A 26,506-nucleotide genomic window follows, 5' to 3' on the forward strand; every position below is an offset into this window, starting at 1 on the left:
AGATAATTGAGGGATAAGAAAAGCATATCTTCAACTGATAATTTACTGTGACGACCTCGACGGTTATGTTTTTCATGATAAGCGGTCTTAAGAAGACTGCTCATAGATTCAAAGGTTGGACGTTTAAAATGACTATCGCTGAGTTTCGTGAGGGATTCATAGTTCATGACTATAGTATAACAAATTTTTTTATTTTTGGGAGAAGTCTATTATAGCATAAAATTAGGAAGTTTGACCACCTTTACTTATGGCAAGGCACGGGCGTTTCATAAGTTTAATCTAAAACATAATTTTCGGAATCTTTTACGAAGAGTTGTTTTTTAACGGAAAATCCATGAAAAGTCACTTGTTTTTTCAAAAATATTTCAAAATATAATCAATAACTTTCGTATTTCAAAATATTTCTACGAAAATAACTTTTAAAATAGATTAACTAAAAATTAAATCGACAACTTACATGTATATTCCAGAAAAATTAAATTTATGAAACGCCCGTGATGGCAAGGTAGATGGTTTTCAGCTTATTTTTGTCGATTGACATTTTTAATAATCTCAACAATTTCACCACGCCGTGTTTCAATGCTACCGTGTGCTTTTTTCAGATAAACAGCATTTAAAATCGCCCCATAAATCAGCACTTTGGCAATAAAAATAAACCATAACATGAGCGCAAAAATAACAACACTCCCAACAATTTTAAAATCTTGCATTGTTTCTGTCGTTCGACCGATATATTTTCCGAGAATATTACTCAGAAAAACAAGAACAAAAGTTGAGAAAATAGTTCCTGGCATGACGTACTTGAGCTTGCGAATTTTAACATTTGGCATGATAAAATACAACAAAGCAAGTGCCGCAAAAACTGTTATTGCAACGGCAGGTATCGTCATATTATGCAAAGTTGTATAAAGACTGGCATTAAATTTAACACGTTGATAAATCTTAGCCAATACCGTCTGACCAAAAGTTGATAGCATAACGGCAATAAATAGAAAAACAATAATCGCAAAACTTGCCAAAATCGAGAAAAATTGACTGACTAAAAAATCTCTATGATTGCTGACCTCATAGGCTTTATTCATTGCCATTTGCAAGCTCGTCATTGCTTTTGAAAAGGTCCAAAATCCTGCCAAAACCGACACTGAAAGTAAACCTGTGCTTGGCTGCGACAAAACTGCCCTGACAATACTCGCCAAGGTTTCATAAAGTTGCTTGGGCAGATTATCTTTTAGCAAGTCAAGAATTTCTGACGTATTGAGATGTAGAAATGGTAAGATATTTGCCATAATCATAAGCAGCGGAAACAGTGATAAAAGCAAATAATACGCCACTGCAATGCTAGATAAATTCATCTCAGCCGATTTATAAAAAACCATAAAATAATGCAGCCGACTGGAATTTTTAATTCTTGTAAATAGCTTTTTCATAGCCACTTAATAAGTGCCTTCTTCACCTTGACTGGTCAAAATAATAGGCCCTTTTTTAGTCACGACAAACTGGTGTTCATATTGGCAAGAAAGGCTACCATCAAGGGTTGTATAGCCACGTTCATTGCTTGGATGATCAATCTCCCAACCACCAATGTTAATCATCGGCTCAATCGTCAAAACCATGCCCTCACGCAAGCGCAAACCTTTACCTTTTACACCATAATGTGGTACAAGCGGCTCTTCGTGCATAGTTGGTCCCACACCATGACCGACCAAATCGCGAACAACACCGTAGCCAAAACTTTCAGCATAATCTTGAATCGCCGCGCCAATATCGCCCAGACGATTACCAACTTGCGCCTGTGCAATGCCACGATAAAGGCATTCCTTAGTGACAGCCATGAGCTGTTTAACCTCATCTGACACATCGCCAACCGCATACGCCCAACAAGAATCTGCCACACCACCTGTAAATTTCTCAGCGATTGCTTTCATTGCCATACCGTCGTCAAAATTTACCTTGGTCATGTCAATACCACCACCTGTACCAATAACCATATCAACCTTAATCAAATCGCCATTTTTGAGAATATGCCCTTTCCGCGGAAAAGCGTGCGCCACCTCATCATTAAGACAACAACAAGTCGCATAAGGAAAAGGATTGACATTTCCCTCGTCAACACCAATTTGGAGTGGGATTGCATTGCGTTCCTTACAAATTTTTCGGGCATAGCGCTCAATTTCCCACATATCAATGCCTGGTTTAATCATATCACGCAAGCCGATATGAATAGCCGCAAGCACATTTGAAGCATCCTGCATCATCTCGATTTCGCGTTGCGATTTTAATGTAATCATAATTAATTCCTGTTTCTATTTTTGTTAAATTTCTCTTAATCTTTTATTAGTTTATTTCTTGGTATTGATACTTTTAATTCAATTGCATCAAAATCAGCTCAATTTTTCCATATCTCACTCAAGTGCGACTCCCCCATTTACTTAGCAATTTATGGAAAATAGGTCAACTGCTAATTCATTCATAAATCTCCACTTGATTCAGATTAAATATCACCGCGTCATCCGAAACATTGGTCAATCTGACAAAACGGGTCGTGATTGGCGACAAATTCACCGTTTTAAGAAAAGCGTAGCCTTGCCGATTGCGTGTTGTCTCGACTTTTGTAAAAACAATCTCTCGCAACTCAGCAATTTTGACAAATGTTTCACCGTCTGATGACACTTCAACGTCAATCGCCTTTGTTCGTTCAAAATAACCCTCACGATGGTAAAGTTTAAGTTGCGAGATTGCCATCTCGACTTCCAAATCAATTTGCCACCAAGGTTTGTTATCCCACCGACTAGCAAAACCACCGAAACGATATTTATCCGTATCCAAATTACCATCAACTGCACTTTCAGCTTGAGCAAACTGCTCTGTAATAGTGCTAAAAGTCAGACTGCTCGCTACTGGTTTATGGAGAGCTAAATTGGCAAAATCAAGCTGATTATCATAAGTCAAGCCATGCTTAATAGCTAGTTTAGAAAAGCCTAACACATCACGTTTATCATGATACATATTGCGGATAACAGCATTGTAAACACCTTGATTACTACCGTCAAGATGACTTAACATCATACTACGAAAAACTTGTGTCCCTTGAGCAAATTCCCAGCCGTCAGCTTTTAAAAACCAGTTGTATTCCTTGGCATATTTAGTAAAAATACTGGCTTGTGAAACAGCCGGATGCACCAATTGATTGCCTTTCCAAATATTACTATCAAGTAAAGAATAGGCAGGACGATAATCCAAATAATCTGTTTTGATGTTATCAGCCGCGTTGACATCGTATATTTTTAGATTGTGCTTAAGAATCATGTTGCCAAGAAAAATCTCATCTACTGGCCACTGGCTAGGCGTTCCGTCTGAGCGCTGCACCATTTCTTGGCGTTCTTTGAGCAATAATGCTGCCGTTTCACGAGTCGTCCCCCAAAGCCAAACATGCGCTTGAGCCAAATCTCCTGGCAAAACCTCACCTTTCGCCGTCCTAGCGTTCCAATGCTTACGACTCACGTGATAAAACTTACTCGTGACAACCTCTCCACCATGGTCAAAAAAATCAGCCAGCTCAGCAAAAAGGGTCGTGCCACGCACCAACGTGTCGTTTTCAAGGATAATGTAGGCAGGTGCCTGAATTGCTTGCACAAGCGGTTGCATCGCATAATCACCATTGCGCCAAAGCGACTGACCAAGCGGAATATCTGGCAAGTCGAACGCCGACAAATCTGCGGTATGCGAAACTTTTTCAATACCATCAGGTGTTGAAATAATACCGTTTGTCTCGTCCGTCAAAATCACAAGTTCCCAAAGATTGAAATCAAGTACCTCAATCAAACTATCAAAAATTTCCTGAATCGTATCTGACCACATATGTGTCCGAAAGGCAACAATATACTTTTGCGTTTTTCTCATAAATATATTATATCAAATAAAAGCGTTGAATACTTGATTTTCTTGTTTAATTTGGTATAATTTCATTATTATCAAAATATTCGCAAGTCAGCCTAGGATTAATACAAGAATTGAGTTAGCAAAACTAGCTCAATTCTCTGTCTGATTTTCACGGTTATTTGCGTTTATATCAACTTATACATGGAGAAAAACTATGGCTTTAGCAAAAATCGTCTACGCCAGCTATACTGGTAACACTGAAGAAATCGCCAACATCGTGGCGGAAAAACTCGAGAGTCTCGGTCTCGACGTTGACATTGATGAATGCACGACGGTTGATGCCACTGATCTTGAAGATGCAGACCTCACAATCGTTGCAACTTATACCTATGGTGACGGCGAGTTGCCTGATGAAATTGTTGATTTTTACGATGACCTCCAAGATTTGGATCTCTCAGGAAAAATTTATGGTGTTGTTGGTTCTGGCGACACTTTCTATGATGAATTTTGCAAATCTGTTGATGATTTCGATGCTGCATTTGCAAAAACTTCTGCTGAAAAAGGCGCTGAAAATGTCAAAGTTGACTTGGCTGCTGAAGAAGATGACATCGTTAAACTCGAAAACTTTGCCGAAACACTTGTTAAAGCGTTAGGATAAACTAAAAATAATAAGCGCCGATTTCAGCCTTGAAATCGGCGCTTATTTTTAAGTGTCAGTCAACCAAATTGTCAGCCAAGCCAAGTTGCGTAATTCTAAGCGCCTCCATTAAAGCACGTTTTGTAAAGAAACCTGTGCTGACAGCTTCTTGGAAAGGCTTTACAGCATCCAACATTTTTTGATAATCTGCCACTGTCATCTTGTCTAAAATATCGTCAATCTTGTTAAGGTCGTCCAAAACCAGACCAATATTTTTTTCTCGAACAAAATCAGCATGCGCTGAATTTGATGCGACAATAACTGGAATACCTCCAGCCAAATATTGTGACAATTTCAAAGGATTATTGTATTGACCATAGGTGCCATTGCCTTTAAAAAAGGCATTATCCAAATTTTCAGTCGCATAATTGATAACACCAAAACCACCGTCAAACATGTAAGGAATCTCATCATTTGGCAATTCACCATGGAAAATCAGATTTTCTTGATTGAGAACGGCATCAGATAAAGGTTCAGATTTCGGTCCCATGCCACCAATCAGCGCCATTTTAGTCTGCGCCTTGTATTGTGAGAAATCAGACTTATCCAAACGTCCAACAAAGTATAATTTCTTTTGAAAAGACTTGGCACGCAAAGGACCGTCATAACGTGAATCAGACAAATCCCAAGACAAAATCGGTTTTTTCACACCACCTTGCGTTTTGAGACGTTGCGCCATTTTGGGGTTGGCACAAATTACCAAATCAAATTCATTGAGCGCCTTGAGCGACCAATCGCCAGTATAATCACGGTCGCGATCATCATGCAACCAAGATAAAATATCCCAAACTAGCGCAATAATTTTAGCACCTGGTTTACGACGAAGTTTCGCCAAAAAACGCATCTCAAATTTAAGGTCAATCTGCCACATCGGATACTGATAAACAATCGTATCCCCAGGACGAACCGCCGCAAGAATCCCGTCCAGACGCGCATTGAGCGCATCGTTTGACTCTTCCTTACCGTTATATCTGAAATAATTGATATGCGAAAAACCAATTTCCTTGGCCGATTCTGCCGCATCATGGTTAGCAATAAAACCAGATGCCGTTTTTTCTTTGTTTGCCGCGCCATTTAGGCGTGTAATCCAATTTGTCATGGTAATATCTCCTAGATAAGATAGTTTTTAAGAACTAAAATGCAAAAAACAGAAAGCATTTTGTAGGCTTTCTGCTTTTATGAAATGGAGCTGGTGGGAGTCGAACCCACGTCCAAATGCCTTGCTATATCAGCGTCTACAATCATAGGGACTGTCTAAATCTAGCAAACTGACGAGACAATCCTCGAACAAAGTCAGCTTGCGAGTTTCTAAATCTCTGCTTTGACGTCGAAACACCGCCAAATCGTATCCTACTAAATTAGGCCCTCAAATCACCATAGGCGAGCAAAAATCAGGCACGCAGACTGTTGTTTAGGCAGCTACTGCGTAAGTTTGTGTATTTTTAGCAGTTATATTTATCTGCGGCGGTTTATGGTGACGCCTCACCAATCGCAGCTCATACGCGACAACACCTGTCGAATCCAGAACAACCCCGTGTTATTATATAGGAATTTAGCAAGTAATCCCCACAACTTCATTATATCATCAAATCTCAATTTCCACAAGTTTTTTGTCGCCTTCGGCCATGGTAAGCTTGCCATGGCATAGCTCTGTTAATTCTGACTTCAGTTGTGCAACGGTATCACTAGCTACAAAAACAGTGACTAGCACGTCTGACGTAAACTCAGAGTTCGCGATAGCGATACCTGCACGTGTCAGATACCTACTAACCTGATCAAAAAGCCCATAATCTAGGCGCAAATCGACCTGTGTCTGCTCGACAATCGCAACCAGTCCAACCGTGTCAATCGCATGGTTGACACTCCCCGCATACGCCCGAATCAGACCACCAGCGCCAAGTTTGATCCCGCCAAAATAACGTGTCACGACCGCTGCAACGTTAATCAGCTCACGCTTTTTGAGAATTTCAAGCATAGGAATACCCGCTGTGCCAGACGGCTCGCCGTCATCAGACGAGCGCTGAATCTCTTGATTGTCGCCAATCGTAAAGGCGGAAACATTGTGATTGGCCTTGTGATGCTGTTTTTTGACCGCCGCGATAAAGGCACGCGCCTCATCCTCCGTATAAACACGCTTGAGTTGGCAAATAAAGCGTGACTTTTTGATTTCTTCTTCAAATATGACATCTGTTTTTATCGTTTTGTTCATAATTTTATTGTAACATTTTAAACTAAAATACGTATATATAAGTATGGAAACTTTATTTGGTCGTATCCAAACTCGACAAGAATTGGCGCAAAATGGCGCAAAACTCCCCGAAAATGTTGAACAACTCACTGGCATGGTAGTAAATGGCAAACATGCGACTTGTAATCGCTGTGGCACAACTTCTCTACTTGATGAAGTCAAACTAGAAATTCCTGCTTACTTCTGCCCCGAATGCCTTAATCTCGGGCGAGTGCGCTCTGACGAATTTCTCTATCATCTGCCACAGCAGATTTTTCCAGTCTGCACCCCTTTGCTTTGGACAGGCACACTGACCCCTTATCAAGCTGAAATATCAGCCGAACTCGTCCGTGCCGTTGCTGAAAAAACGCAAATTTTGGTGCATGCCGTCACAGGCGCTGGCAAAACAGAGATGATTTACGCTGCTGTTGCCAAAGCGATTTCAGTTGGCGGAGCGGTCGGCATTGCCACACCCAGAACCGATGTTGCACGCGAGCTTTTTACACGTCTATCACATGATTTTTCGGTCAAGATTTCGCTTTTACATGCAGATTCTGAGCCCTATTTTCGCACCCCACTCGTGATTTCGACGACCCACCAACTGCTACGTTTCCGCGAAGCTTTCGACTTGCTGATTATTGACGAGGTGGATGCCTTTCCTTTTGCTGATAATGATGCCCTCTATTTTGCGGCTGAACATGCCCGAAAAATCACGTCCACACTGATTTATCTGACCGCAACTTCGACTGACAAACTTGATAAACTGGTCAAATCTGGCGAGCTGACCAAAGTTGCGCTCTCTCGCCGTTTCCATGGCAATCCACTTGTCGTGCCACAAACATTTTTCAGTGATAGTGAAAAAATCATCTGTCGACATCTCAAAAAACAGCGGAAAACTGGCTTTCCACTGCTCATTTTTGCGCCCGTGATTGCTTTTGGGCAATCGTTCTCAGAACGCTTAACTAGGCACTTTCCTGACGAACAGATAGGCTTTGTTGCCTCAACCACCGAAAATCGAGCTGATATTATTGAAGAGTTCAGACAAGGAAAATTGAGCATTTTGGTCTCCACCACTATTTTAGAACGTGGTGTCACTTTTCCAAAAGTTGACGTTTTTGTCGTCAATGCGCACCACAGACTTTTCACTAAATCCAGTCTGATACAAATCGCTGGTCGCGCAGGTCGAAGTCCAGAGCGTCCAACAGGTCTCGTCTATTTTTTTCACACAGGTTTGACACAAGACATCACGCGCGCGATTGCAGAAATTCGCCAGATGAACAAACTCGGAGGTTTCTCATGACCACTTGCCTACTCTGCCATAACACACTCACACCAACCGTCAAATTCTCTGACATTTTCTTATCTCAAGTCAATCATGAAACGATTTGCCAGACTTGTTTTGCGCAATTTGAACTCATTTCTGACCAACATTGCCAAATTTGCTACAAACCTGAAATTGACGGTGTTTGTTCAGAATGTGCTGAACGCTCTGAACAAACACCCCACCGAGCGATTTTCCACTACAACAATTTTGCCAAAGCCTATTTTCAGACTTACAAATTCAACGGCGATTTTAGATTGCGGTCAGCTTTTGATACAAAGCTTGCGACAACACTCAAAAATCAAATTATCGTGCCGATTCCCGTCTCTGCCGAACGTTTACAAACACGTGGTTTCAATCAGCTCACCGGCTTTCTAAACAGCGCCAAGCTCCCCTATCTTGATATACTAACTAAAAACGAAACAGCACATCAATCTCATAAAACGCGCGCCGAACGCCTGTCGTCTGAGAATCCTTTTACACTTAAAAATGCGTGTCACATACCCGAAAAACTTGTCATTTTCGACGACATCTACACCACAGGCACGACTTTACGACATGCCATTAGCTTATTAAAAAACGCTGGCTGCGCCAACGTCTCCACTTTCTCATTATTTCGTTAGAAAATCAGCGCCCATATTTTTGGCAAAAAGATGAGCAAACCGACAATGACAGCATAGCCAGAAATGAATAAAACTGCCCCCGCCGCCATATCCTTGGCATTTTTCGCCAACATTGAAAAGTGATAATCACTCGCCAAATCAACAACATTTTCAATCGCCGAGTTCATCATTTCAGCAAAAATGACTAAAAATATAGCAAGTAATAAAAACAACCATTCCATTTTTGAAATGCGAAAAACAAGACCACAAATAATTGCCAAAACCGCACTAAAACCATGTTTTCGCATGTTGGGTTCTTCACGAAATGCCGTTGCAATCCCAGTTCGTGCAAATTCAAGCGAGGCGAAAACATTAGGATTTTTCCATTTTTGGGGGGAATTTTTATCTCGTAAGTCCATAAGCTGTCAAAATCTCTTCCTGTAAGGCAAACATCACTTTCTCATCTTCAAGCACCATATGATCATAACCATTGATATGCAAAAAACCATGCACCGCTAAAAAGCCCATTTCACGCGCATAACTATGTCCATAATTATCGGCCTGCTCCTGCGCTTTTTCGATAGAAATGTAGAGTTCGCCAATAAAACTATCAAAATCTGCTAATTCTTCACGCAATGCCTCAGGCATATCAAAGTCATCATCAAAAGCAATTGTTTCTGGTTCGTACTCCAAACTGACCACATCAGTCGGCACATCCTTGCCCCGATAATCGCGATTGATTGCTTGAATCTCATCATTGGTCACATAAGTAACCGCCATTTCCTTATTATCAGGCAAATGGATAAACCCCGCCGCAAAATTCAGCAATTTAACTGTTTCTTGTTGTAGTTCTTCAGATACCTTGCCTGTTTTGTCTGTTATTTCGATATACATGGTTAGCTTTTCCTTTCATCAGCCTCATCATTCTCATAAGCCCGAATAATCTCAGCAACAACAGGATGTCGCACAACATCTTTTGCCGAAAAATAGACAAAAGAAACTTGCTTGATCGTTGCTAATTTGTCCTTGGCATCAATCAAGCCTGATTTCGTCCGACTTGGCAAATCAATCTGACTAACATCGCCGTTGATGACCATTTTCGAGTTAAAGCCAAGCCGTGTCAGAAACATTTTCATCTGCATGGTGGTGGTGTTTTGCGCCTCGTCCAAAATGACAAAAGCATCATCCAAAGTCCGCCCACGCATATAAGCTAGAGGTGCGATTTCTATCGTCCCGCGTTCAAGCATGCGTTCAACTGTTACCTTGCCTAGAACATTGTACAAAGCATCATAAATCGGACGCAGATAAGGGTCGACTTTTTCCTGCAAATCGCCAGGCAGAAAGCCGAGATTTTCGCCAGCCTCGACAGCAGGTCGCGTGACAATAATCCGCTTGACCTGACCGCGCCGAAGCGCCGTTGTCGCAAGAACGACCGCCAGATAAGTCTTGCCCGTCCCCGCAGGACCAATACCAAAAGTAATATCATGATGCAAAATCTCGTCGACGTAAATCTTTTGCCCCAGCGTCTTCACGCGAATCGGCTTGCCGTTGCTATCTTTGGTAATTTCTTCTTCATAAAGCGCGATAAATTTATCAATTTCGCCATTTTGCGCCATGGTTAAAGCAGTCACGACATCGGGTGTATTGACAGACTGCCCCCGAGACACAAGCACCAGTAACGCCTGTAAGGCAAGCCTAGTCAGCTCGTTCTTCTCATCAGAATCGGACACAATCTGTACCACTTCACTCCGAAAATGAATGGTCACACCAATCGCCTCTTCCAAATATTTGAGGTGTTTTTCTTGCGCACCAAAAAGCATAGCGCCATCATCAGGATGATTTAATTTGATTTCAACAGAGTTCAAATAGCCTTATCTTCTTTCTTATTTTCTTCTTTTGCTAATTTCTCACGTTCCAATCGTAATTGACGATTCGGATTGAAACGGTCAAATAATTCTGCAATTTTTTCAGGCGGCCAAGCATCCGCAGAAGCAATAAAATTGCCATCCGCATCACGATTGCCGATGATTTTGAATCCCATTTTATTTACCTTTCAATATTTCAGCCTAATCCACAAATTCAAACTCAAAATTCCCAATCCGAACAATATCGCCGTCCTTGGCACCGCGACCACGCAAATCTTCGTCAATCCCCATACCACGCAGTTGACGGGCAAATTTATTGACTGATTCATCATGATCAAAATTCGTCATGGTAAAGAGTTTTTCAAGTTTCTCACCACTAAGAATCCAAGAGGCATCATCATCACGCGAAATTTCATAATCGCGCGCACCTTCATCAAAGCCATAGTAAGCCTCCTTGTTCTCATCTGCAAAATCGGTCTCATCATAGAGTGGAAACTCAGGCGTTTCGCCTAACAATTCAGCTGTCGCCTCTAGTAAATTTTGCAAACCTTGACGCGAAATGCTTGAAATTGGGAAAACTTGTGGTTTATCTTCAAACTCGTCATAAGTTGCCAACAATTTTTCCTTAAATTCTGCCAAATTTTCTTGCGCATCGGGCATATCCATTTTATTGGCAACAATAATCTGCGGACGCTCCATTAGCCGAAGATTATAGCCCTCAAGCTCGTCATTTATCGCAACATAGTCATCATAAGGGTCGCGACCCTCCATACCACTCATATCAATAACGTGCAAAAGTACGCGTGTCCGCTCAATATGCCGCAAGAACTGCGTGCCAAGTCCAACACCCTGACTTGCCCCCTCAATCAATCCCGGCATATCCGCCACAACAAAACTCTCACCATCCCCAACGCGCACCATACCAATGTTGGGAACAAGCGTTGTGAAATGGTAAGCGCCAATTTTCGGACGCGCATTTGAAATCACACTTAAAAGCGTTGACTTGCCAACCGACGGAAAGCCAACCAAACCGACATCTGCCAACACGCGAAGTTCTAATAAGAGTGTCCGTTCTTCTCCCGGCTCCCCATTTTCAGCGATTTCTGGTGCTGGATTTCTTGCCGTCGCAAAGCGAATATTACCACGTCCGCCACGACCACCATGTGCCACCGTAAAAGTCTGCCTAGGCGCAAGCAAATCAACCAAAACTTTGTCCGTCTCGAACTCCTTGACCGTCGTCCCTTGCGGTACTTTGACAATCAAATCCTCCGATCCACGACCGTGCATGCCTTTATTCATCCCTTTTTCGCCAGGCTTTGCCTTAAAATGACGGTTGTAGCGGAAATCCATGAGCGTGCGTAGCCCCTCGTCCACGATAAAAATGACATCGCCACCACGACCACCGTCGCCACCCGCAGGACCTCCGTCTGGCACATATTTTTCCCGACGGAAAGAAACAGCACCGTCGCCACCCTTGCCCGCTTTCACTTCAATTCGCGCTGTATCTAAAAACATTGACATGTTGTCACCTTGATTTTCTTTATAGTTGTTTCCATTATACCAAAAAACGCGAGCTATTGCTCACGCTTTGTCAAATCTTTCTCAGTTCTCAGTATCAAGTAGGTATTTGCCGACAAGTGCAGCAATGAGACCTCCCACCAATGGCGCTAGGATGAAAAGCCAAAGTTGGTCAACTGGCGCACCACCGCTCAAAAGAGCAGGCGCAATACTCCGAGCTGGATTGACAGAAGTACCAGTCAATGGAATTCCCACCAAGTGTACCATTGTCAACGTCAAACCAATAACAAGTCCTGCCAATTTAGCATTGCCTTTGGTATTTGATGTCACAGTAACAATCACAAGCACAAAGATAAAAGTCAGAATTGCTTCAACAAGAAAACCAGTTCCCGTTGAAATGCCATTTAAAGCATTAGCACCGAGACCCTCTGCACCCTTATCTGTCGCAATCGTTTTAAGCGCAAATGACCCGAGGAAAGCGCCAATAATTTGTGCCAAAACATACCAAACAAATTCAATCGCTGATAAACGTTTGTTGATAAACATCGCAAACGACACTGCTGGATTGAGATGCGCACCCGAAACTGTCCCGATAGAGTAAGCGGCTGCAACAATCGTCAAGCCAAATGCCAAAGCAATACCGAGATGACCGATTTGCTCACCCGCAATGACAGCCGAACTTGTCCCGATAAAAACCAGAACGAAAGTTCCGATAACTTCAGCCAAAGCTTTTTTAAAATTTTCCATAAAATAAATCCTCCCTTTAAATAACTTTATAATGTTTTTTGAGAAATCTTCTCACACTCACTATAAGTATTTTTATTAAGTTAAAAAACAATTATAACATAAATCATGAAAATTTTCAAGAAATATACAGAAAAAAATTTATTTTATAAAAAAGACGTCTCCTCTTCCTAAGAAAACACCTTTTACAGTTATTTCAACATCAGATGTATTCAGCAATCAAAAGCCGATTGCCGCAATTTCTCCAACCGTTTCTCACGCTTTCGTGTCAAATCACGCGCCGCACCTCTTGGCACAATTTCTTCATAAGTAACCTTACTTTCAGCTTTTTTTCCGTCAAAATGTGTCAAATAATCAATGACTTCTCGCACAATCGCCGTAGGCGTTGATGCGCCCGCAGTTACAGCAACATTGTCAACATGCTCAAACCATTCAGGTTGAATTTCTGAAACATCTGCCACGCGATAGGCTAAAACGCCTGCTTGCTCACGCGAAACTTCTGCCAGTCGATTAGTATTGTTGGAACGCGGATCACCGACAACAATCGTCAAATCACAGCCCACAGCCTGCTCCGCCACGGCGCGCTGGCGTTCATTTGTCGCTTGACAGATGTCACTATGTGCAACGACTTGTGGAAATTTTGCCTTAACAGCACGCATAATATCTGCAACATCCCACATACTCATGGTCGTTTGATTGGTCATGAAAATCTTCCCCGTCAGATTGAGGCTGGCCACGTCCGCAACAGTCGATAGAAGATGAATTTTCTGCGGCTTGATACCGAGTACACCTTCGGGTTCTGGATGACCTTTTTTGCCAATATAAAGAATCTCATAGTCAGCCGCCAGACGTTTTTTTATGATTTCATGCGTAATCAGAACGTCTGGACAAGATGCGTCAACCACCGTCAACCCTTTTTCAGCGGCTCGCGCCCTCACGGCATCAGAAATACCATGCGCTGTAAAAATCACAGTCCCATGGTCAATCTCCTCCAAAATCGCCAGCCGATTCTCACCGTCAATCGTTTGCACACCAATTTTCTCAAAACTCTCGGTCACGTGATGATTATGCACAATCATGCCCAAAATGTAAATCGGGCGCGGCAAATCTGGACTTTTGGCAACATTTTTAGCGATAACCATCGCATCAATAACGCCGTAACAATAGCCCATAGGCGTGATATGTTTGATCTTCATAAAATTTTTTAATACCCGAGTTCATTTTTTGATATTACCGCCTTTAATTTATAGCGCTATACTTATATTATAGCTCAATTACTTAACTTTTTGGAGGACACTTGCATGTCAAAAATTTACGAAAATATTACAGAACTTATCGGTGCGACACCGATCGTTAAATTGCGTAACGTCGATGCTGATTCGGCGGACGTTTATGTCAAGCTTGAGGCTTTCAATCCTGGCGGTTCTGTCAAAGATCGTATCGCGCTCAATATGATTCGTGCTGCTGAGGCTGACGGCTCACTCAAACCTGGTGGGACAATCGTTGAGCCGACTTCTGGTAATACGGGTATTGGTCTTGCATTCGTCGGCGCTGCGCTTGGTTATAAAGTCGTTATCGTCTTACCTGAGACTTTCTCAATTGAGCGTCGTCGTCTGATTCAAGCCTATGGTGCAGAACTCGTCCTCACACCTGCTGCTGGTGGCATGGGCGCTGCCATTGCCAAAGCCAAAGAATTAGCAGAAGAAAATGGCTACTTCTTACCATTACAATTTGAAAATCCCGCTAATCCACGCATTCACGAAGAAACCACTGGTCCTGAAATTCTCGCAACATTCGGCGAAAATGGTCTTGATGCTTTCGTTGCTGGTGCAGGTACTGGTGGCACAATTTCTGGTGTGTCACACGTCCTCAAAAAAGCTAATCCAAATATTGACATCGTTGTTGTTGAGGCTGACGAGTCAGCTGTTTTGTCTGGCGAAAAAGCTGGCCCTCACAAAATCCAAGGCATTTCCGCTGGTTTCGTACCTGGTACACTTGATACCAAGGCCTATGATGAAATCGTGCGGGTTTCTTCTGACAACGCTATCGCAACTGGTCGTGCTATCGGAGGGCAAGAAGGTTTCTTGCTCGGCGTTTCAGGTGGTGCTGCCGTTTATGCTGCCAAACAAGTCGCTAAAAAACTCGGCAAAGGTAAAAAAGTTTTAGCGCTTGCACCTGACAATGGCGAACGTTATCTCTCAACTTTCCTCTATGATTTTGGTGAATAAGGAACTTGCCACTTTTTATAAGAACAGAAAAATCGTCTCATTTGGCGGCTTTTTTGTTGTTTATAGACTATACTCAGTTCGCTATAAAATCAAAACACTTTCGACTAGATTCGTCACTTCGTCGTTTGACTGAGAGCAAGTCTGTTGCCCATATCGGTCACTGGAAAACAGTGCTTTCAACTATCTAAGCGCTTTACCACTTAGCCGTTGGCTAGATATGAAAGAATTTAAAAATCTAATAATAGAATTTTTCTATGACCAACTCCACCATCTTAAACTTTTTCTTGGTTTATTAGTTGGGACGTTGACATTAGGTAGCTTATCCACGTTTGTCCCCTTGCCATTTAAGTGGTTTACCTTTCAGGAATTTAGCCAATCCGGTTTTCTAATAATTAGTGTGATATTTTTAATCTATATTACTGCCATCGAACTCACTATCTCTTGTTGGCAAATGAAAAAATATCGCTTGCTCCCAATTTCATCTGCCAAACTTTATGCTGCATTCCTAGTCTGCAATACATTAGTTATGAGCGCTTCTATCCTGTCACTATCGTTGCTTACCTACGCTAGTCTACTCAATTTTCCCAAGCTTAGAGAAACACTCTTTCAAAACCCAACAAACGCGACATTCCTAACTTTCTACTTTGTTTTCTTTGTCTTATTCCTTCTTTGGACACTTCCTCACGCTCATCATCTACTGGATTACTTCCTACCTACCAACTTCTGCGCAACTCCCCACACAAGTTCTACTGAGCCTTGGCATGTTCTATATGCTTGCTTATATCAATACTTTTTTCAACACCTATACAGGGTTTAATACAATTTTGGTTAATGGACTTGAAACTTCAGAATCTACGACTAATGTTCTGCTTAACTTACCACCTTTTCAAGGTAATGCAGTTATCATCATTTATCTGACAATTGCAGCCATTCTCTCAATTGTCATCATTGACAAATTTATCGAAACAGGCGACAAACAAGTTTTAGTTGGCAAAGCAGAATAAAACAAAGAACGTTAATTATAAAAAATACGTCAATTTAGAAAGGTCATTTTTCGTTTTACCAGATTTACTATAAGGCAAGCAAGTGGTGCAATCGTTGTTATTATTACCAACACCACAATTTCTCATTTATTTTATATTTTATGAGAAAAATAATATAACAAAAAGACCACCGCAATTTGATAGTCTTTTTGTTATATTATTTGACAGTTGCATAGAGTTCATTGACCTTATCCCAGTTCACAAGTTCAAAGAAAGCTGCAATATAATCGGGACGAACATTGTGATATTTGAGATAGTAAGCATGTTCCCAAACGTCCAGTCCAAGAATAGGTGTTTCGCCATGTGAGATTGGATTGTCTTGATTAGCTGTTGATGTCACTTTTAGCTCGCCATTTTCAGTCACAACCAACCATGCCCAACCGCTACCAAAACGACCTGTGGCAGCAGTTTTAAATGCTTCTTTGAAAGCGTCGAAACTGCCAAAAGTTGCTGTAATCGCCTCAGCAACAGCACCAGTCGGCTCACCACCTGCATTTGGCGCAAGAATTTCCCAGAAAAAGCTATGGTTGATATGACCGCCACCGTTGTTTTGCACAGCTACACGAATGTCGTCAGGCACAGTCGCCAAATTTTTAACTAGCTCAAGCGCCGATTTCTCAGCCAAGTCAGGGTGTTTATCAATAGCAGCGTTCAGGTTCGCCACATAAGTCGCATGATGCTTGTCGTGATGGAGTTTCATCGTCGCTTCGTCGAAAAATGGTTCAAGCGCATCGTAGGCGTATGGGAGTTCAGGTAAAGTGTAAGTCATGATAAAGCCTCCTTAAATGTTAGTCGTTAAATTATTTGTTTACAACTTCATTTTAGCGTAAAATGCTGTATTTACCTAATAATCTGCTTATAAAAATTTGTTTTGATTAGCTGAATAGCTCATCCAACTTCTCAAACAAGAGCTGATTTTCTTTTGCTTTGCCAATCGTAATGCGTAACCAATTTGGATAGCCGTATTCTGCACCTCCTCGGACTAAAATTCCTTTGTTTTTGAGGCTATTAACAAGTTCTGCAACATCGTAACCAAAATCAACGAAGATAAAATTCGCTTGTGATTTAATATAGTTTAAGCTGCGTTTGTCAAGTTCTTGGTAGAAATAATCGCGTTGTTTCTCATTTAGTTTAGCAATTTTGGTAATATTTTCCTTATCTGCCAAACTTGCGGTAGCGGCTTGTACACTCAATCGATTCATATTTGGTGGGACTTTCAAGCCAAATAATTGATTGATAATTTCTTGATTTGAAATGCCATATCCCACACGAAGCGAAGCCAAACCATGAATTTTTGAAAAGGTTCTCAGTAAAATAAGATTCTCATGATTTTTTATAAGGGCAATACTATCTGCAACTTCAACCGTCATGTACTCAATATAAGCCTCATCAAGTACGACCAATATATCATCAGGTACCTTATCTAAAAACGCTGAAATTTCAGCATGTGATAAGTAAGTTCCAGTCGGGTTATTTGGATTGCATAGCCAAATAATATCCGTTTCAGCTGTTATCGTAGCCAAAATACCCGCAAGGTCAAAGCCATGACTTGCTGTCAAGGGTAATTCAATCAGCTTGCCACCATTGATCGAAGTCGCAACACGATACCAATCAAAAGTTGGCACACAAGTAATGGCAGTGTGTCCCGCATTTTGATAGACACTTGCAATCAGACTAATCAACTCGAACGAACCGTTAGTAATAATGATTTGGTCAGTTTCAACACCAAAAGAATCAGCGATTTTCCCACGCAAAGGTTGCGCCGCAACATCCGTATATTGCGATATATTTGGCATTTCATCAATAATCGCTTGTTTGACTTGAGTTGACGGGCCATAATTATTTTCATTGCGATCAAGTTGTGTGACTTTTTGTGTCCCAGCAAGTGGTGGGAGTTCGCGTTTGACGTATTTGGTTTCATAGGCTGACAATGCTTGTTTTATTTTTATCATATAGTCTCCAGTAGAACGGCAAAAAGTAGCTAGTCAAAGCTACTTACATACCAATTATTTTGTGCTAGGATCAACAGCATAATCGCCGTCAAAATATTCTTGGCTTAATTTTTCGATAGCACCATCATCATAAAGTGCCTGAATACGCTTGTTGACAAAATCGCGCGTTTTTTCGCCAGCTGGTGTTTTCGGGAAAATGTAGAATGAAAAGGCTGAACGTTCCTTGACTTCCTCAGCAGGAATCTCGATAACTTTCAGTTTCAAACCGTGCGCTTTGACTTGTGCATTGGCAATGATAGCGCTCTCCAGTTTAAAGTCAATTTTACCAGACTCAACATCGCCAAACTGTTGAATTTGGTCTAATTCAGTATAGTTGAGTTTAACTGGATTTTTCTCATGCGTTTTATTGTACTGCTCGATAATCACGGTATAGCTGACCGCCGCTTCGCCCTCAGTTGTTTTGCCAGCAATGTCCGCAAAACTCTTGATGTCGGAATCTTCTGGTACGATTAAAGCCAAAGGATTTCTGTAAATTGGGTCTGAGAAGTAATATTTTTCTTCACGATCAGCCGTTTTAGCAAAAGCATTTGCTCCGATTTGATAACGATCAGCATCCAAACCTGAAAGAACCGTCGCAAATTCTGTTTTCTCAAATTTAACTTCGTAATCATCGTTATCTTTGTAGATGTCTTTCAACAAGTCAATGTCAAAGCCTTTTAACTCACCGTCTTTATCATCAACATAAGTATAAGGTTTAGGATAAGCCCCCGTTCCGACAACAACCGTTTCTTTTTTCTTGTCACCGTCAGCTTTATTACTACTGTCTTTGCCACAAGCAGTCACAACCAAGGCAAGGGTTGCAAGTGTTAAAACACCTAAAGTTAATTTCTTAAATTTTTTCATATTCTTCTTCCTTTATTTGAACTTCAAGCAAACTTTCTAGGAAAGGTTGCACCTGCGGTTACTCGGCGCATCGCTTTTCAGCATCATGTTTTTTTATTTTCTTAAGGCTTCAATCCGGCGACTTGTTGAGATGATTGCTCGGGTCAAGACTTCCTTGTCTTGGGTCAATGGTAATTCAGCATAAATCTCACCGAATTGCTCAATGATGAGCGCTGATAAGTCTGCCGCCTTTTCATCATTGAACCCAAAATCTGCCAAACTGAACGCATTGTCAAACGTTGTAAAAAGTTTGAGCTTTTCATCTGTCAACTTGCCTTGTACTTCATCTTGCAAGAGTAAACCAAAGCCGACGAGTTCGCCATGCAAAAGCACGTGTGTCTCTGGAAAATGTGTCGCCGCATTGTAAAATGGATGACCCAGCCCCTGATACAAGCGCCCTGTTTGGAAACTGCCAGTCAAACCTGCCAGATAGATAATCGCATCTAGCACCAAGCGAGCAGCTTCACCATAAACGCCATTTTCCGCCTCATTCAATGCCGTTTGCGTAAAATTGACCAAGTTATCAAACGCCAACTGTGACAAATCAACCATGATTTGGAAAGTCGTATCCGCTTTTTCAAGTGCCAAATATGGCGAAATTTCATAGAGTTTGGCAAGCGTGTCAATCGCTCCAGCATAAACATAGCGATTCGGTGCAGAAAAGATGAGTTCTGGGTCAACGAGAATCACGCGCGGTCCAATTTTGTGAAAAAAAGGCTGAACGAAAGCACCATTTTCATCATACAAAATCGCGACCGCCGCCCACGCCGCACAAGTCGCCGCAATCGTCGGAATTGTTATCAGCTCGACCTCAGCAAGCGCACTCGCTGATTTGGCTTGGTCAATGGCACGACCACCACCAACCCCAATAACCAAATCATAGTCTTCTGATTTGATTTTTTCGGCATAACTTTCTGCCCTTTCGAGTGTTGGAAAACCTGTCAAAACTTCAAAAGTTGCATAGATTTTGTGTTTGGCTAAACTCGCCGCAATCGTTTCTTTGGTTTTAGCAAGTGCTGTCACACCACCAAATATCAGCGCTTTCTTAGCACCGAGCTGCCTAGCATAGACACCCACTTCCTTTATAATGCCAAGCTTATTTTCATAGGTTTTAGGTACTGTAAATGTTGTCACGACATCCCCTTTTTCAATTTATTGACGTATAATATATTATCACATATCGTGTAACATGCGATAATTCATATTTTTTATGCCGACATTTTAAAAATTTAATGGCAACTTATTTATCCCAAATGCTCATATCTGGTCCTAACGCTAACAAGTTACGTGGATTTTCAGCATGATTGCCCAGAGAATAGCCCATTTTGATAGACTGAAAGTTTGTCGTTTCGCGAAATGCAGGGATACGGTACAAGTCTTTCGCATAGCGCCAAAGATTTGGAAAATCTATCAAACGATTGCGATTGGTACGAAAAATCGAGTAATACGCCACATCAAAGCGCGCCAAAGTCACATAAAGACGGAGGTCACTGTCTGTCAAGTTGTCGCCAAACAAGAATCGGCGATTAGCTAGACGTTCCTCGAGCTGGTCAAGACGATTGAAAAGCAGATGATAATTTTTCTCATAAGCCTCTTGCGACTTGGCAAATCCTGCCTTGTAAACAGCATTGTTGACTTCATGGAACAAAATATCGTTCAAGTCGTCAATCTCAGCACGCAAGTTTTCAGGATAAAGTTCAGGCGCCTCAGCTGCGATAAAAGCAGTGAAATTTGTCTCAATCTGCGTTGTCAGATTGTGATAATCATTACTAATAACTTTCTTTGTTTTTAAATCAACAATCGTTGGAATCGTCGCTCGACCAGTATAGTTGGGGTCAGTCTGCTCATAAATCTCAGCCAAGTACTCAATGCCAAGCACAGGATCACGATTGCCCTCATCAAGCGAAAAGCGCCAACCTTTTTCCGTGCGTACAGGATAAACCTTACCCTCACTAATAACATCTTCCAAACCCAGCAATCGACGCAAAATCGCAATTCTGTGACTCCAAGGGCAAATCTCCCCCCAAATCAAGCGATAACGACCAACTTCAGCTGGAAATGCCTCGCCACCTAAAACACCTGTAAAATAATTCTTTTGACGGTTAAAACTACCGTCTTTTGTTATCTCGTTTTTATCTTCGCTAAATGCAACTGCCATAGCAACCTCCCCAAATTAGTCTAAAACTATTTTCTCATAAAAATTATTTTCTTATTTTTTATAAATTAAAACTCCGCCATTGTTATTTTCTATGGCGGGGTTATTAGACAATACAAAACAAAAAAGCCAGCTAATCAATCAGCTGACCTTCATTTTTAAATTCCCTTTTCTTGCGCCATTCTCATCATTTATCAATAAATCCCTCATCCACAAACCACTGTTTTTCATCAGGCAAAAATCGGATGAAACCTGTCTTAAGATTTGAGAAACCTAGCTGCTCATAGTAGCTGAACGTTTTAGGATGTGTATATAAAGTCACGATTTGTCCGTCAAGTTGCACTAATAAATTTTGGATAATTGCCTTGCCAAGCCCTTTTCCCTGTTGGGTTGGCGAGACAGCAATATTATAGATATTTCCTTGCAAAACACCGTCAGATAGCGCCCGACCACACGCAACCAATTGCCCTTTTTCATCAAAAGCAAAAACTTTATACAGACTATTTTTGAACGATTTTTCGACAAGCTCCGTGCTAAGACTAGAAATTTCAACCTCCCGCATAAGCGCTGCAACAGCCGCATAATCAACATGTTCATCTGTTATTTCATAAGTGATTGTCATCAGTTTATTCCTTTCTTATCTCTGTAAAAAAGCATCTGGTTTTTTACACTCAAACGTTATTTATATTCATTCGCTGCTGGCACAAAATCAGCCCCATAAAATTCTTCCGATAATTTTTTTAATGTGCCGTCCTCTGCAAGTTTTTTGATTTCCTGATCAATCGCCTTTTGTAACGCAACACTTTGATCGTCAATAATGAAATATTCAAAAGTCGCAAAAGTTGGATAATCTGTCAAATCTGGGACATTACTTGCAACTGTGAGCTTATGTTCCTTGGCAAGATTCCCTGCTGCCGAAGCACTGGCAAAAAGAAAGTCAATCTGTCCTGCCTCAACGGCTGCCAAACGATCAGCGAGTGGACGTTCAGAATACTTGACATCAATTTTCTTGTCAGGATTGGCTTTATTCCAAGCCTCAAAAATCGCACCATAATTAGTACCAGTTGGAATTTCAGTTGTTTTACCAACCAAATCGCCGATTGATTTAAAATTATTTTTCGTACTTGAGAAAATCGCATTGACATTTTGTGAAATCGGATAAGTAAAGAGATATTTTTCCTCACGCTCAGGCGTTTTACCAAAATTATCCGCACCAATTTTTGCACGACCCGCATCAATATCCGTTAAAATCGACTGTGCTTCAACAACCTTATAGTCAAATTCATAACCAACCAAGGCTTTATCAATCGCCTTCAACACCTCAATATCAAACCCCGTCAAAGTATCGCCATCCTTGTAGGTATAAGGTTTTGAGTCAGCAGTCTGTGCTACTGTCACTTTTGTGACTTTTTCTTCAGCAGTTTTCGTGTCTGAATTTTTATCACTACTGCAAGCCGTCAAAAGTGCAACACTTAGGAAGCCAAGACTCGCAAGTCCTAAAATCTTTTTCAATCTCATATTTTAAATGCCTCTTTTTCATCAATTATCCTCAATTTTAGCACAGTCAACTCAAATCTGACTTTTAAAAATCTTATGACGGCATTCTGAAAATAAAAACAGAAAGACTACCATTGTTTTATTTTATAAATCATGAAAAGCCTGATAGAGTTCCTGACGGACTAAACCGCGGTCTTTTGCTACTTTTTTGATAGCAACATTTGGCTTTTCACCCATTGCAATCAAAGCCGTGACTGCTGCCAAATCAGTCAAATCAGATAAGTCATCAGCTTTCACTTCATCCGACCCCGCAACAATCAGCAAACATTCGCCTTTAATCGGATTTTCCTGAATTGATGAAATAACCTCAGAAATCGTCCCGCGACGGTATTCTTCATAAATCTTGGTCAATTCACGAACAAATGTCAGCTGACGATTGCCATAAACAGCAAGTAGATTTTCCAAAGTTGCCACTACACGATGGGGCGACTCGTAAAAAATCTGACTTTCAGGATAATCGCGTTTTTCAGTCAAGAAAGCCACTTGCTCCGACTTTTTCCGCGGCAAAAAACCATAGAAAATGTGAGGCTGAGGCGCAATTCCTGAGGCAATCAGTGCTGTAATCCCCGCACTCGCACCAGGCAATGCCACCACATCAATGTTTTCAGCAATACAAGCCTTGACCAAATCGTGTCCAGGGTCAGAAATTGACGGCAAACCAGCATCTGATACCTGCGCAATGTTTTTTCCCGATTGCAAAAGTTCTAACATTTTTGGAATTTTCAGCCAACTATTATGTTCATGAAAACTTTCTTGCGGGGTTGAAATTTCAAAATGATTCCGTAATTTCTGCGTGTTGCGCGTATCTTCGGCAGCAATCAAATCAACTTCTAATAAAATTTTAACCGCACGAAAAGTCATATCGTCCAAATTACCAATCGGCGTTGGCACTAAAAACAAAGTTCCCGCTGTTTTTGCACCTTTGAAACTCTGCTGAAAATTCATCATCGGTACAAAACCCCGTCACAAAATTGGCAAGTTTCGCCCGCCTCCAAGCGCTGACCGTAAAAATCATGACAAACATGAAAACCGTCCTCATAGATTTTCAATAAATTTGACATTGGAACTTTTTTGCTTGATTTTTCATTTTTATTTTCTGTCACATGCTCAGAAACTTCTGATAAACGGTCGCGCAAACGCGCATTTTCCAAGTTCAGTCTAGTATTCTCCGCCATTATTTTTTGGTAATTACTTTTAATATCGTTGACTTGTGTCAATGTCGCAACTAATTGCTCTTCGAGTACAGACAAATTATCAAAAAACGGCATTTTTTCAGTCATTATGACACCTCGATTTCTGAAAGTTGATAATCACGAATGGCATTCTCACGGCGAACCTTGACCGTATTTGACAAAATGTTCATGCCAATCACGCGCGCCTGACCGTCTGCTGTCATCACATTATCGCCAAAATCAGGAAAATTTTTACGAGCTTGACGGTAAAACTCATCCTCATAAGTCAAACAACACATGAGCCGACCACACAAGCCATTGAGCTTGGCTTGATTGAGCGATAGCGCTTGATTTTTCGCCATTTTGATACTAACATTTGGAAATTCGCCCATAAATTCGGCACAACAAAGCGGCCGACCACAGGGACCAAGACCACCGAAAATTTTGGCAACATCACGTGAACCGATTTGGCGCAACTCAATTCGTGTCTTAAAAGTTCCCGCCAAATCCTTTAATAGCGCACGAAAATCAACACGATGTTCCGCCGTAAAACTGATATATAACCGTTTATAATCAAGCGTATACTTAACCTCAATGACTTTCATCTCAAGTTCATGCGATTTGACCAACTTTTTGACAGTCATTTTTGCTTCATCCGAATCACGCGCCGTCTTTTCAGCCAATTCATAATCTAGCAGATTAGCGCTCGCCACAACGTAGCCGTCCGTCTCCATTTCTAACGCCACTGTCAGCTCACGCACAATCTCGCCCATCATCTTGCCCTTGTTAGTCTTGATAATAACAGTCTCAGCAACAGCATAACTGCTATTACTTGTGACAAATATATTTTCTTCGCTATGTGCGAATTTTATTTCATAATTCATGTTTTTTCCTTATTTTTATAAGACGATTTTTTCCAAACTTGCTTGAAAATTGACGTTTGAGCGCCAGTAACGTTGCGCTGTAAAAACTTTTTGCGCCAAATTTGCTTGACGTTTTTTGACAAATAAAATCGCAAGAATTTTGAATGCTAGTGCCTGTACATATTTATCCTTGAAAAGCGCTGATAGCGACATGACTTGTAAGAAAGCTTCGTCTGCATTTATTTCAAGTGTTTTAGCAAATTTTTCTAGCTGTTTGATACTTTCCAAAAAAGAATGGTCTTCAGATAATGTTTTAGCCTCGTCAAGCGAACTAACGATTTCTGAAATAAGCCGTGCATCTGTTTTCAGCACGCCATTTTCCGCCAAAAAATTTTGAATAATGGTTGTTTGATGTGGAAAAGTGATGATTTGTGAACGCGATTTTATCGTCTCCAAAACCATATTTTCGGACGCTGTCAAAAGAAAAATGTAGATTTCCGATTCAGGTTCTTCAATTGATTTTAAAAGCGCATTTGCTGCGTTGACGTGCATTTTTTCAGCACCGTCAATAATCACGACTTGCCGATTTCCCTCAAAACCAGACTGTGAAAATGTTAGCAATAAATCGCGTATTTGCGCTGTTTTTATCGTCTGTCCATCAGGTTTCACGAGATGCAAGTCAGTAAAATCGTTGTCTATAACCAACCGACATTCCCGACAACTCCCACAAGGCAAACCGCTTTGCAAATTGCTACAAAAACGCGACTGTGCCAACCACAAAGCCATCTCCATAGCACCAAAATTACCCGAAAATAAGAAAGCATGGTGCAGTCTATCACTTGCCAATACATGGGAAAATCGAGCATAAAGCTCAGGTTGTAAGGCTGAAATGTTCATCAAAAAATCTCCGGAAATTTATTATGAATCGCATCCAAAGTATCTTGTGCTACCGCTTCAACATCTTTTGAGGCATCAATCGGAACGATACGCTCAGGATTGGCGCAAGCAATGGTCTTATAACCCTTGCGCACTTTTTCGTGCATTTCTTGCGCCTCCAAATCCAAACGATTTATCTCGCGTTCGCCCGCCATCACGCGCGCAAGCCCAATCTCCGCCGCCACATCAAGATAAAGGGTCAAATCAGGCAACAAACCGTCCGTTGCAAAGGTGTTAATCATCTCAACATCCAAAACATCAATTCCTCGCCCATAACCTTGATATGCCACCGAAGAATCAATAAAACGGTCGATAATCACGACTTTTCCCGCAGCCAAAGCTGGGCGAACTTTCTCATTAAGATGTTGTCTACGCGCCGCCGCAAAAAGCAACAGCTCAGTTTTGCCGTCAATCGCCGTATTTTCGGGCGCAAGGATAATCTCGCGAATGCTTTCAGCAATCCGAATACCACCAGGTTCACGCGTCGTCAAAATTTCTACGCCATTTTCTACGCCATTTTTTTGTAATTCTGGTAAAATTTTCTCTAAAATCGTTGTTTTTCCAGCACCTTCAGGTCCCTCTAACGTGATTAAAATTCCTTTGAACTTCTTTTTAGTCATTCTTAAATTATATCATTTTTTGGTCTTAAATCATATATTATTTTTTAGCTAAAATTTGTATCATTCGAAAGTGATAATGTCCTAAGTAGGTCGAAACATAAAATGTCCCAAATGTTAAACTAATACTTATGAAAAGGATATTACTCACTGTGAATGAATTGAAAAAGTATCGTGTTATCAAGTTA

The 26,506-nt window shown here is 41.2% G+C and carries 29 protein-coding genes and 1 other RNA gene; 5 read left to right on the forward strand and 25 right to left on the reverse strand.

The window, feature by feature from the left end:
• Positions 1 to 521: 521 nt before the first annotated feature.
• The 3 genes from Hs30E_RS05900 to Hs30E_RS05910 all read right to left on the reverse strand — a co-directional run bounded on the left by Hs30E_RS05900 (position 522) and on the right by Hs30E_RS05910 (position 3,900).
• Positions 522 to 1,376: a YihY/virulence factor BrkB family protein gene (locus Hs30E_RS05900; protein ID WP_228462005.1), complete on the reverse strand. Its 855-nt coding sequence runs from the start codon at positions 1,374 to 1,376 to the stop codon at positions 522 to 524.
• Positions 1,377 to 1,433: 57 nt separating this feature from the next.
• The gene (locus Hs30E_RS05905) at positions 1,434 to 2,288 is read right to left on the reverse strand and encodes a methionyl aminopeptidase (RefSeq protein WP_172208784.1); all 855 of its coding nucleotides are present in this window, start codon (positions 2,286 to 2,288) and stop codon (positions 1,434 to 1,436) included.
• A gap of 175 nt (positions 2,289 to 2,463) precedes the next feature.
• On the reverse strand, positions 2,464 to 3,900 hold the full coding sequence (locus tag Hs30E_RS05910) for a discoidin domain-containing protein (RefSeq protein ID WP_172208786.1): 1,437 nt from the start codon (positions 3,898 to 3,900) through the stop codon (positions 2,464 to 2,466).
• A gap of 193 nt (positions 3,901 to 4,093) precedes the next feature.
• Here Hs30E_RS05910 and Hs30E_RS05915 point away from each other — a divergent pair, with 193 nt between their 5' ends.
• Complete coding sequence (locus Hs30E_RS05915; RefSeq protein ID WP_172208788.1) at positions 4,094 to 4,537, forward strand: flavodoxin; 444 nt, start codon at positions 4,094 to 4,096, stop codon at positions 4,535 to 4,537.
• 55 nt (positions 4,538 to 4,592) lie between these two features.
• On the opposite strand, the gene Hs30E_RS05920 is transcribed toward Hs30E_RS05915, so the two are convergent.
• The 3 genes from Hs30E_RS05920 to Hs30E_RS05930 all read right to left on the reverse strand — a co-directional run bounded on the left by Hs30E_RS05920 (position 4,593) and on the right by Hs30E_RS05930 (position 6,785).
• Positions 4,593 to 5,675, reverse strand: coding sequence for a glycosyltransferase (locus tag Hs30E_RS05920; protein ID WP_172208790.1), 1,083 nt, complete (start codon positions 5,673 to 5,675; stop codon positions 4,593 to 4,595).
• Between the two features lie 82 nt (positions 5,676 to 5,757).
• Positions 5,758 to 6,110, reverse strand: a transfer-messenger RNA (tmRNA) gene (gene ssrA, locus Hs30E_RS05925).
• Positions 6,111 to 6,161: 51 nt separating this feature from the next.
• Complete coding sequence (locus tag Hs30E_RS05930) at positions 6,162 to 6,785, reverse strand: YigZ family protein (RefSeq protein ID WP_172208792.1); 624 nt, start codon at positions 6,783 to 6,785, stop codon at positions 6,162 to 6,164.
• Between the two features lie 43 nt (positions 6,786 to 6,828).
• Here Hs30E_RS05930 and Hs30E_RS05935 point away from each other — a divergent pair, with 43 nt between their 5' ends.
• Together Hs30E_RS05935 and Hs30E_RS05940 are read left to right on the forward strand one after the other, a co-directional pair.
• Entirely contained in the window at positions 6,829 to 8,103 is a 1,275-nt protein-coding gene (locus Hs30E_RS05935; protein ID WP_172208794.1) for an ATP-dependent helicase ComFA, read from the forward strand.
• On the forward strand, positions 8,100 to 8,747 hold the full coding sequence (locus Hs30E_RS05940) for a ComFC family protein (protein ID WP_172208796.1): 648 nt from the start codon (positions 8,100 to 8,102) through the stop codon (positions 8,745 to 8,747). Before Hs30E_RS05935 ends, Hs30E_RS05940 begins: the two co-directional genes overlap by 4 nt.
• Here Hs30E_RS05940 and Hs30E_RS05945 read toward each other — a convergent pair.
• The 7 genes from Hs30E_RS05945 to Hs30E_RS05975 all read right to left on the reverse strand — a co-directional run bounded on the left by Hs30E_RS05945 (position 8,744) and on the right by Hs30E_RS05975 (position 14,049).
• Entirely contained in the window at positions 8,744 to 9,145 is a 402-nt protein-coding gene (locus Hs30E_RS05945; protein WP_172208798.1) for a diacylglycerol kinase family protein, read from the reverse strand. The two genes, Hs30E_RS05940 and Hs30E_RS05945, sit on opposite strands and share 4 nt — an antisense overlap.
• Positions 9,129 to 9,620, reverse strand: coding sequence for an rRNA maturation RNase YbeY (gene ybeY, locus Hs30E_RS05950; protein WP_172208800.1), 492 nt, complete (start codon positions 9,618 to 9,620; stop codon positions 9,129 to 9,131). Before ybeY ends, Hs30E_RS05945 begins: the two co-directional genes overlap by 17 nt.
• 2 nt (positions 9,621 to 9,622) lie before the next feature.
• Positions 9,623 to 10,546 (reverse strand): PhoH family protein, encoded by a 924-nt coding sequence (locus Hs30E_RS05955; protein WP_172208836.1) that lies wholly within the window; start codon positions 10,544 to 10,546, stop codon positions 9,623 to 9,625.
• A gap of 41 nt (positions 10,547 to 10,587) precedes the next feature.
• Complete coding sequence (locus tag Hs30E_RS05960) at positions 10,588 to 10,767, reverse strand: hypothetical protein (protein WP_172208802.1); 180 nt, start codon at positions 10,765 to 10,767, stop codon at positions 10,588 to 10,590.
• A gap of 25 nt (positions 10,768 to 10,792) precedes the next feature.
• Positions 10,793 to 12,112 (reverse strand): GTPase ObgE, encoded by a 1,320-nt coding sequence (gene obgE, locus Hs30E_RS05965; protein ID WP_172208804.1) that lies wholly within the window; start codon positions 12,110 to 12,112, stop codon positions 10,793 to 10,795.
• 81 nt (positions 12,113 to 12,193) lie between these two features.
• Entirely contained in the window at positions 12,194 to 12,856 is a 663-nt protein-coding gene (locus Hs30E_RS05970; RefSeq protein WP_172208806.1) for an MIP/aquaporin family protein, read from the reverse strand.
• A 209-nt stretch (positions 12,857 to 13,065) separates the two neighbouring features.
• Positions 13,066 to 14,049, reverse strand: coding sequence for a 4-hydroxy-3-methylbut-2-enyl diphosphate reductase (locus tag Hs30E_RS05975; protein ID WP_172208808.1), 984 nt, complete (start codon positions 14,047 to 14,049; stop codon positions 13,066 to 13,068).
• A gap of 105 nt (positions 14,050 to 14,154) precedes the next feature.
• Here Hs30E_RS05975 and cysK point away from each other — a divergent pair, with 105 nt between their 5' ends.
• Together cysK and Hs30E_RS05985 are read left to right on the forward strand one after the other, a co-directional pair.
• On the forward strand, positions 14,155 to 15,081 hold the full coding sequence (gene cysK, locus Hs30E_RS05980) for a cysteine synthase A (protein ID WP_172208810.1): 927 nt from the start codon (positions 14,155 to 14,157) through the stop codon (positions 15,079 to 15,081).
• Between the two features lie 653 nt (positions 15,082 to 15,734).
• Positions 15,735 to 16,085, forward strand: a complete 351-nt coding sequence (locus Hs30E_RS05985) for a hypothetical protein (RefSeq protein ID WP_172208812.1) — start codon at positions 15,735 to 15,737, stop codon at positions 16,083 to 16,085.
• A gap of 196 nt (positions 16,086 to 16,281) precedes the next feature.
• On the opposite strand, the gene Hs30E_RS05990 is transcribed toward Hs30E_RS05985, so the two are convergent.
• The 12 genes from Hs30E_RS05990 to tmk all read right to left on the reverse strand — a co-directional run bounded on the left by Hs30E_RS05990 (position 16,282) and on the right by tmk (position 26,321).
• A complete protein-coding gene (locus Hs30E_RS05990) occupies positions 16,282 to 16,893 on the reverse strand; it encodes a superoxide dismutase (protein WP_172208814.1) in 612 nt (203 codons plus the stop codon).
• Positions 16,894 to 16,999: 106 nt separating this feature from the next.
• Positions 17,000 to 18,076, reverse strand: coding sequence for a histidinol-phosphate transaminase (hisC, locus tag Hs30E_RS05995; protein WP_172208816.1), 1,077 nt, complete (start codon positions 18,074 to 18,076; stop codon positions 17,000 to 17,002).
• Positions 18,077 to 18,130: 54 nt separating this feature from the next.
• Entirely contained in the window at positions 18,131 to 18,979 is an 849-nt protein-coding gene (locus tag Hs30E_RS06000; protein ID WP_172208818.1) for a transporter substrate-binding domain-containing protein, read from the reverse strand.
• A gap of 93 nt (positions 18,980 to 19,072) precedes the next feature.
• A complete protein-coding gene (locus tag Hs30E_RS06005; RefSeq protein ID WP_172208820.1) occupies positions 19,073 to 20,152 on the reverse strand; it encodes an iron-containing alcohol dehydrogenase in 1,080 nt (359 codons plus the stop codon).
• 106 nt (positions 20,153 to 20,258) lie between these two features.
• Positions 20,259 to 21,176: a glutathione S-transferase family protein gene (locus tag Hs30E_RS06010; RefSeq protein WP_172208822.1), complete on the reverse strand. Its 918-nt coding sequence runs from the start codon at positions 21,174 to 21,176 to the stop codon at positions 20,259 to 20,261.
• Positions 21,177 to 21,360: 184 nt separating this feature from the next.
• Positions 21,361 to 21,795, reverse strand: a complete 435-nt coding sequence (locus Hs30E_RS06015) for a GNAT family N-acetyltransferase (RefSeq protein WP_172208824.1) — start codon at positions 21,793 to 21,795, stop codon at positions 21,361 to 21,363.
• Positions 21,796 to 21,851: 56 nt separating this feature from the next.
• Positions 21,852 to 22,691, reverse strand: coding sequence for a transporter substrate-binding domain-containing protein (locus Hs30E_RS06020; protein ID WP_172208826.1), 840 nt, complete (start codon positions 22,689 to 22,691; stop codon positions 21,852 to 21,854).
• A gap of 123 nt (positions 22,692 to 22,814) precedes the next feature.
• Positions 22,815 to 23,675 carry a 16S rRNA (cytidine(1402)-2'-O)-methyltransferase gene (gene rsmI / locus Hs30E_RS06025; protein WP_172208838.1) on the reverse strand — a complete coding sequence of 287 codons (861 nt, stop codon included), beginning with the start codon at positions 23,673 to 23,675 and terminating at the stop codon, positions 22,815 to 22,817.
• Positions 23,675 to 24,010, reverse strand: a complete 336-nt coding sequence (locus Hs30E_RS06030; RefSeq protein WP_228462006.1) for an initiation control protein YabA — start codon at positions 24,008 to 24,010, stop codon at positions 23,675 to 23,677. Before Hs30E_RS06030 ends, rsmI begins: the two co-directional genes overlap by 1 nt.
• Positions 24,010 to 24,786 carry a PSP1 domain-containing protein gene (gene ricT / locus Hs30E_RS06035; RefSeq protein ID WP_172208828.1) on the reverse strand — a complete coding sequence of 259 codons (777 nt, stop codon included), beginning with the start codon at positions 24,784 to 24,786 and terminating at the stop codon, positions 24,010 to 24,012. Before ricT ends, Hs30E_RS06030 begins: the two co-directional genes overlap by 1 nt.
• Before the next feature lie 15 nt (positions 24,787 to 24,801).
• Positions 24,802 to 25,662: a DNA polymerase III subunit delta' gene (locus Hs30E_RS06040; RefSeq protein ID WP_172208830.1), complete on the reverse strand. Its 861-nt coding sequence runs from the start codon at positions 25,660 to 25,662 to the stop codon at positions 24,802 to 24,804.
• Positions 25,662 to 26,321 carry a dTMP kinase gene (gene tmk, locus Hs30E_RS06045; protein WP_172208832.1) on the reverse strand — a complete coding sequence of 220 codons (660 nt, stop codon included), beginning with the start codon at positions 26,319 to 26,321 and terminating at the stop codon, positions 25,662 to 25,664. The genes Hs30E_RS06040 and tmk overlap by 1 nt, the downstream gene beginning before the upstream one ends.
• Between the last annotated feature and the right edge of the window lie 185 nt (positions 26,322 to 26,506).

Source organism: Pseudolactococcus hodotermopsidis (assembly GCF_011170085.1).
In the GTDB taxonomy this organism is placed as follows: Bacteria; Bacillota; Bacilli; order Lactobacillales; family Streptococcaceae; genus Pseudolactococcus; species Pseudolactococcus hodotermopsidis.

Bases quoted from the DNA above. Each gene is read 5' to 3' on its own strand.
- Hs30E_RS06020 (WP_172208826.1), bottom strand. From the start codon at position 22,691: ATGAGATTGAAAAAGATTTTAGGACTTGCGAGTCTTGGCTTCCTAAGT.
- cysK (WP_172208810.1), top strand. From the start codon at position 14,155: ATGTCAAAAATTTACGAAAATATTACAGAACTTATCGGTGCGACACCG.
- Hs30E_RS06015 (WP_172208824.1), bottom strand. From the start codon at position 21,795: ATGACAATCACTTATGAAATAACAGATGAACATGTTGATTATGCGGCT.
- Hs30E_RS06010 (WP_172208822.1), bottom strand. From the start codon at position 21,176: ATGGCAGTTGCATTTAGCGAAGATAAAAACGAGATAACAAAAGACGGT.
- Hs30E_RS05930 (WP_172208792.1), bottom strand. From the start codon at position 6,785: ATGAACAAAACGATAAAAACAGATGTCATATTTGAAGAAGAAATCAAA.
- Hs30E_RS05915 (WP_172208788.1), top strand. From the start codon at position 4,094: ATGGCTTTAGCAAAAATCGTCTACGCCAGCTATACTGGTAACACTGAA.
- Hs30E_RS05920 (WP_172208790.1), bottom strand. From the start codon at position 5,675: ATGACAAATTGGATTACACGCCTAAATGGCGCGGCAAACAAAGAAAAA.
- rsmI (WP_172208838.1), bottom strand. From the start codon at position 23,675: ATGAATTTTCAGCAGAGTTTCAAAGGTGCAAAAACAGCGGGAACTTTG.
- Hs30E_RS05990 (WP_172208814.1), bottom strand. From the start codon at position 16,893: ATGACTTACACTTTACCTGAACTCCCATACGCCTACGATGCGCTTGAA.
- ricT (WP_172208828.1), bottom strand. From the start codon at position 24,786: ATGAATTATGAAATAAAATTCGCACATAGCGAAGAAAATATATTTGTC.
- Hs30E_RS05975 (WP_172208808.1), bottom strand. From the start codon at position 14,049: ATGAAGATCAAACATATCACGCCTATGGGCTATTGTTACGGCGTTATT.
- Hs30E_RS06000 (WP_172208818.1), bottom strand. From the start codon at position 18,979: ATGAAAAAATTTAAGAAATTAACTTTAGGTGTTTTAACACTTGCAACC.
- hisC (WP_172208816.1), bottom strand. From the start codon at position 18,076: ATGATAAAAATAAAACAAGCATTGTCAGCCTATGAAACCAAATACGTC.
- Hs30E_RS05945 (WP_172208798.1), bottom strand. From the start codon at position 9,145: ATGGACTTACGAGATAAAAATTCCCCCCAAAAATGGAAAAATCCTAAT.
- Hs30E_RS05935 (WP_172208794.1), top strand. From the start codon at position 6,829: ATGGAAACTTTATTTGGTCGTATCCAAACTCGACAAGAATTGGCGCAA.
- Hs30E_RS05910 (WP_172208786.1), bottom strand. From the start codon at position 3,900: ATGAGAAAAACGCAAAAGTATATTGTTGCCTTTCGGACACATATGTGG.
- Hs30E_RS05900 (WP_228462005.1), bottom strand. From the start codon at position 1,376: ATGGTTTTTTATAAATCGGCTGAGATGAATTTATCTAGCATTGCAGTG.
- Hs30E_RS06040 (WP_172208830.1), bottom strand. From the start codon at position 25,662: ATGAACATTTCAGCCTTACAACCTGAGCTTTATGCTCGATTTTCCCAT.
- tmk (WP_172208832.1), bottom strand. From the start codon at position 26,321: ATGACTAAAAAGAAGTTCAAAGGAATTTTAATCACGTTAGAGGGACCT.
- Hs30E_RS06030 (WP_228462006.1), bottom strand. From the start codon at position 24,010: ATGACTGAAAAAATGCCGTTTTTTGATAATTTGTCTGTACTCGAAGAG.
- Hs30E_RS05955 (WP_172208836.1), bottom strand. From the start codon at position 10,546: ATGCTTTTTGGTGCGCAAGAAAAACACCTCAAATATTTGGAAGAGGCG.
- Hs30E_RS05940 (WP_172208796.1), top strand. From the start codon at position 8,100: ATGACCACTTGCCTACTCTGCCATAACACACTCACACCAACCGTCAAA.
- obgE (WP_172208804.1), bottom strand. From the start codon at position 12,112: ATGTCAATGTTTTTAGATACAGCGCGAATTGAAGTGAAAGCGGGCAAG.
- Hs30E_RS05970 (WP_172208806.1), bottom strand. From the start codon at position 12,856: ATGGAAAATTTTAAAAAAGCTTTGGCTGAAGTTATCGGAACTTTCGTT.
- Hs30E_RS05905 (WP_172208784.1), bottom strand. From the start codon at position 2,288: ATGATTACATTAAAATCGCAACGCGAAATCGAGATGATGCAGGATGCT.
- Hs30E_RS05960 (WP_172208802.1), bottom strand. From the start codon at position 10,767: ATGGGATTCAAAATCATCGGCAATCGTGATGCGGATGGCAATTTTATT.
- ybeY (WP_172208800.1), bottom strand. From the start codon at position 9,620: ATGTATATCGAAATAACAGACAAAACAGGCAAGGTATCTGAAGAACTA.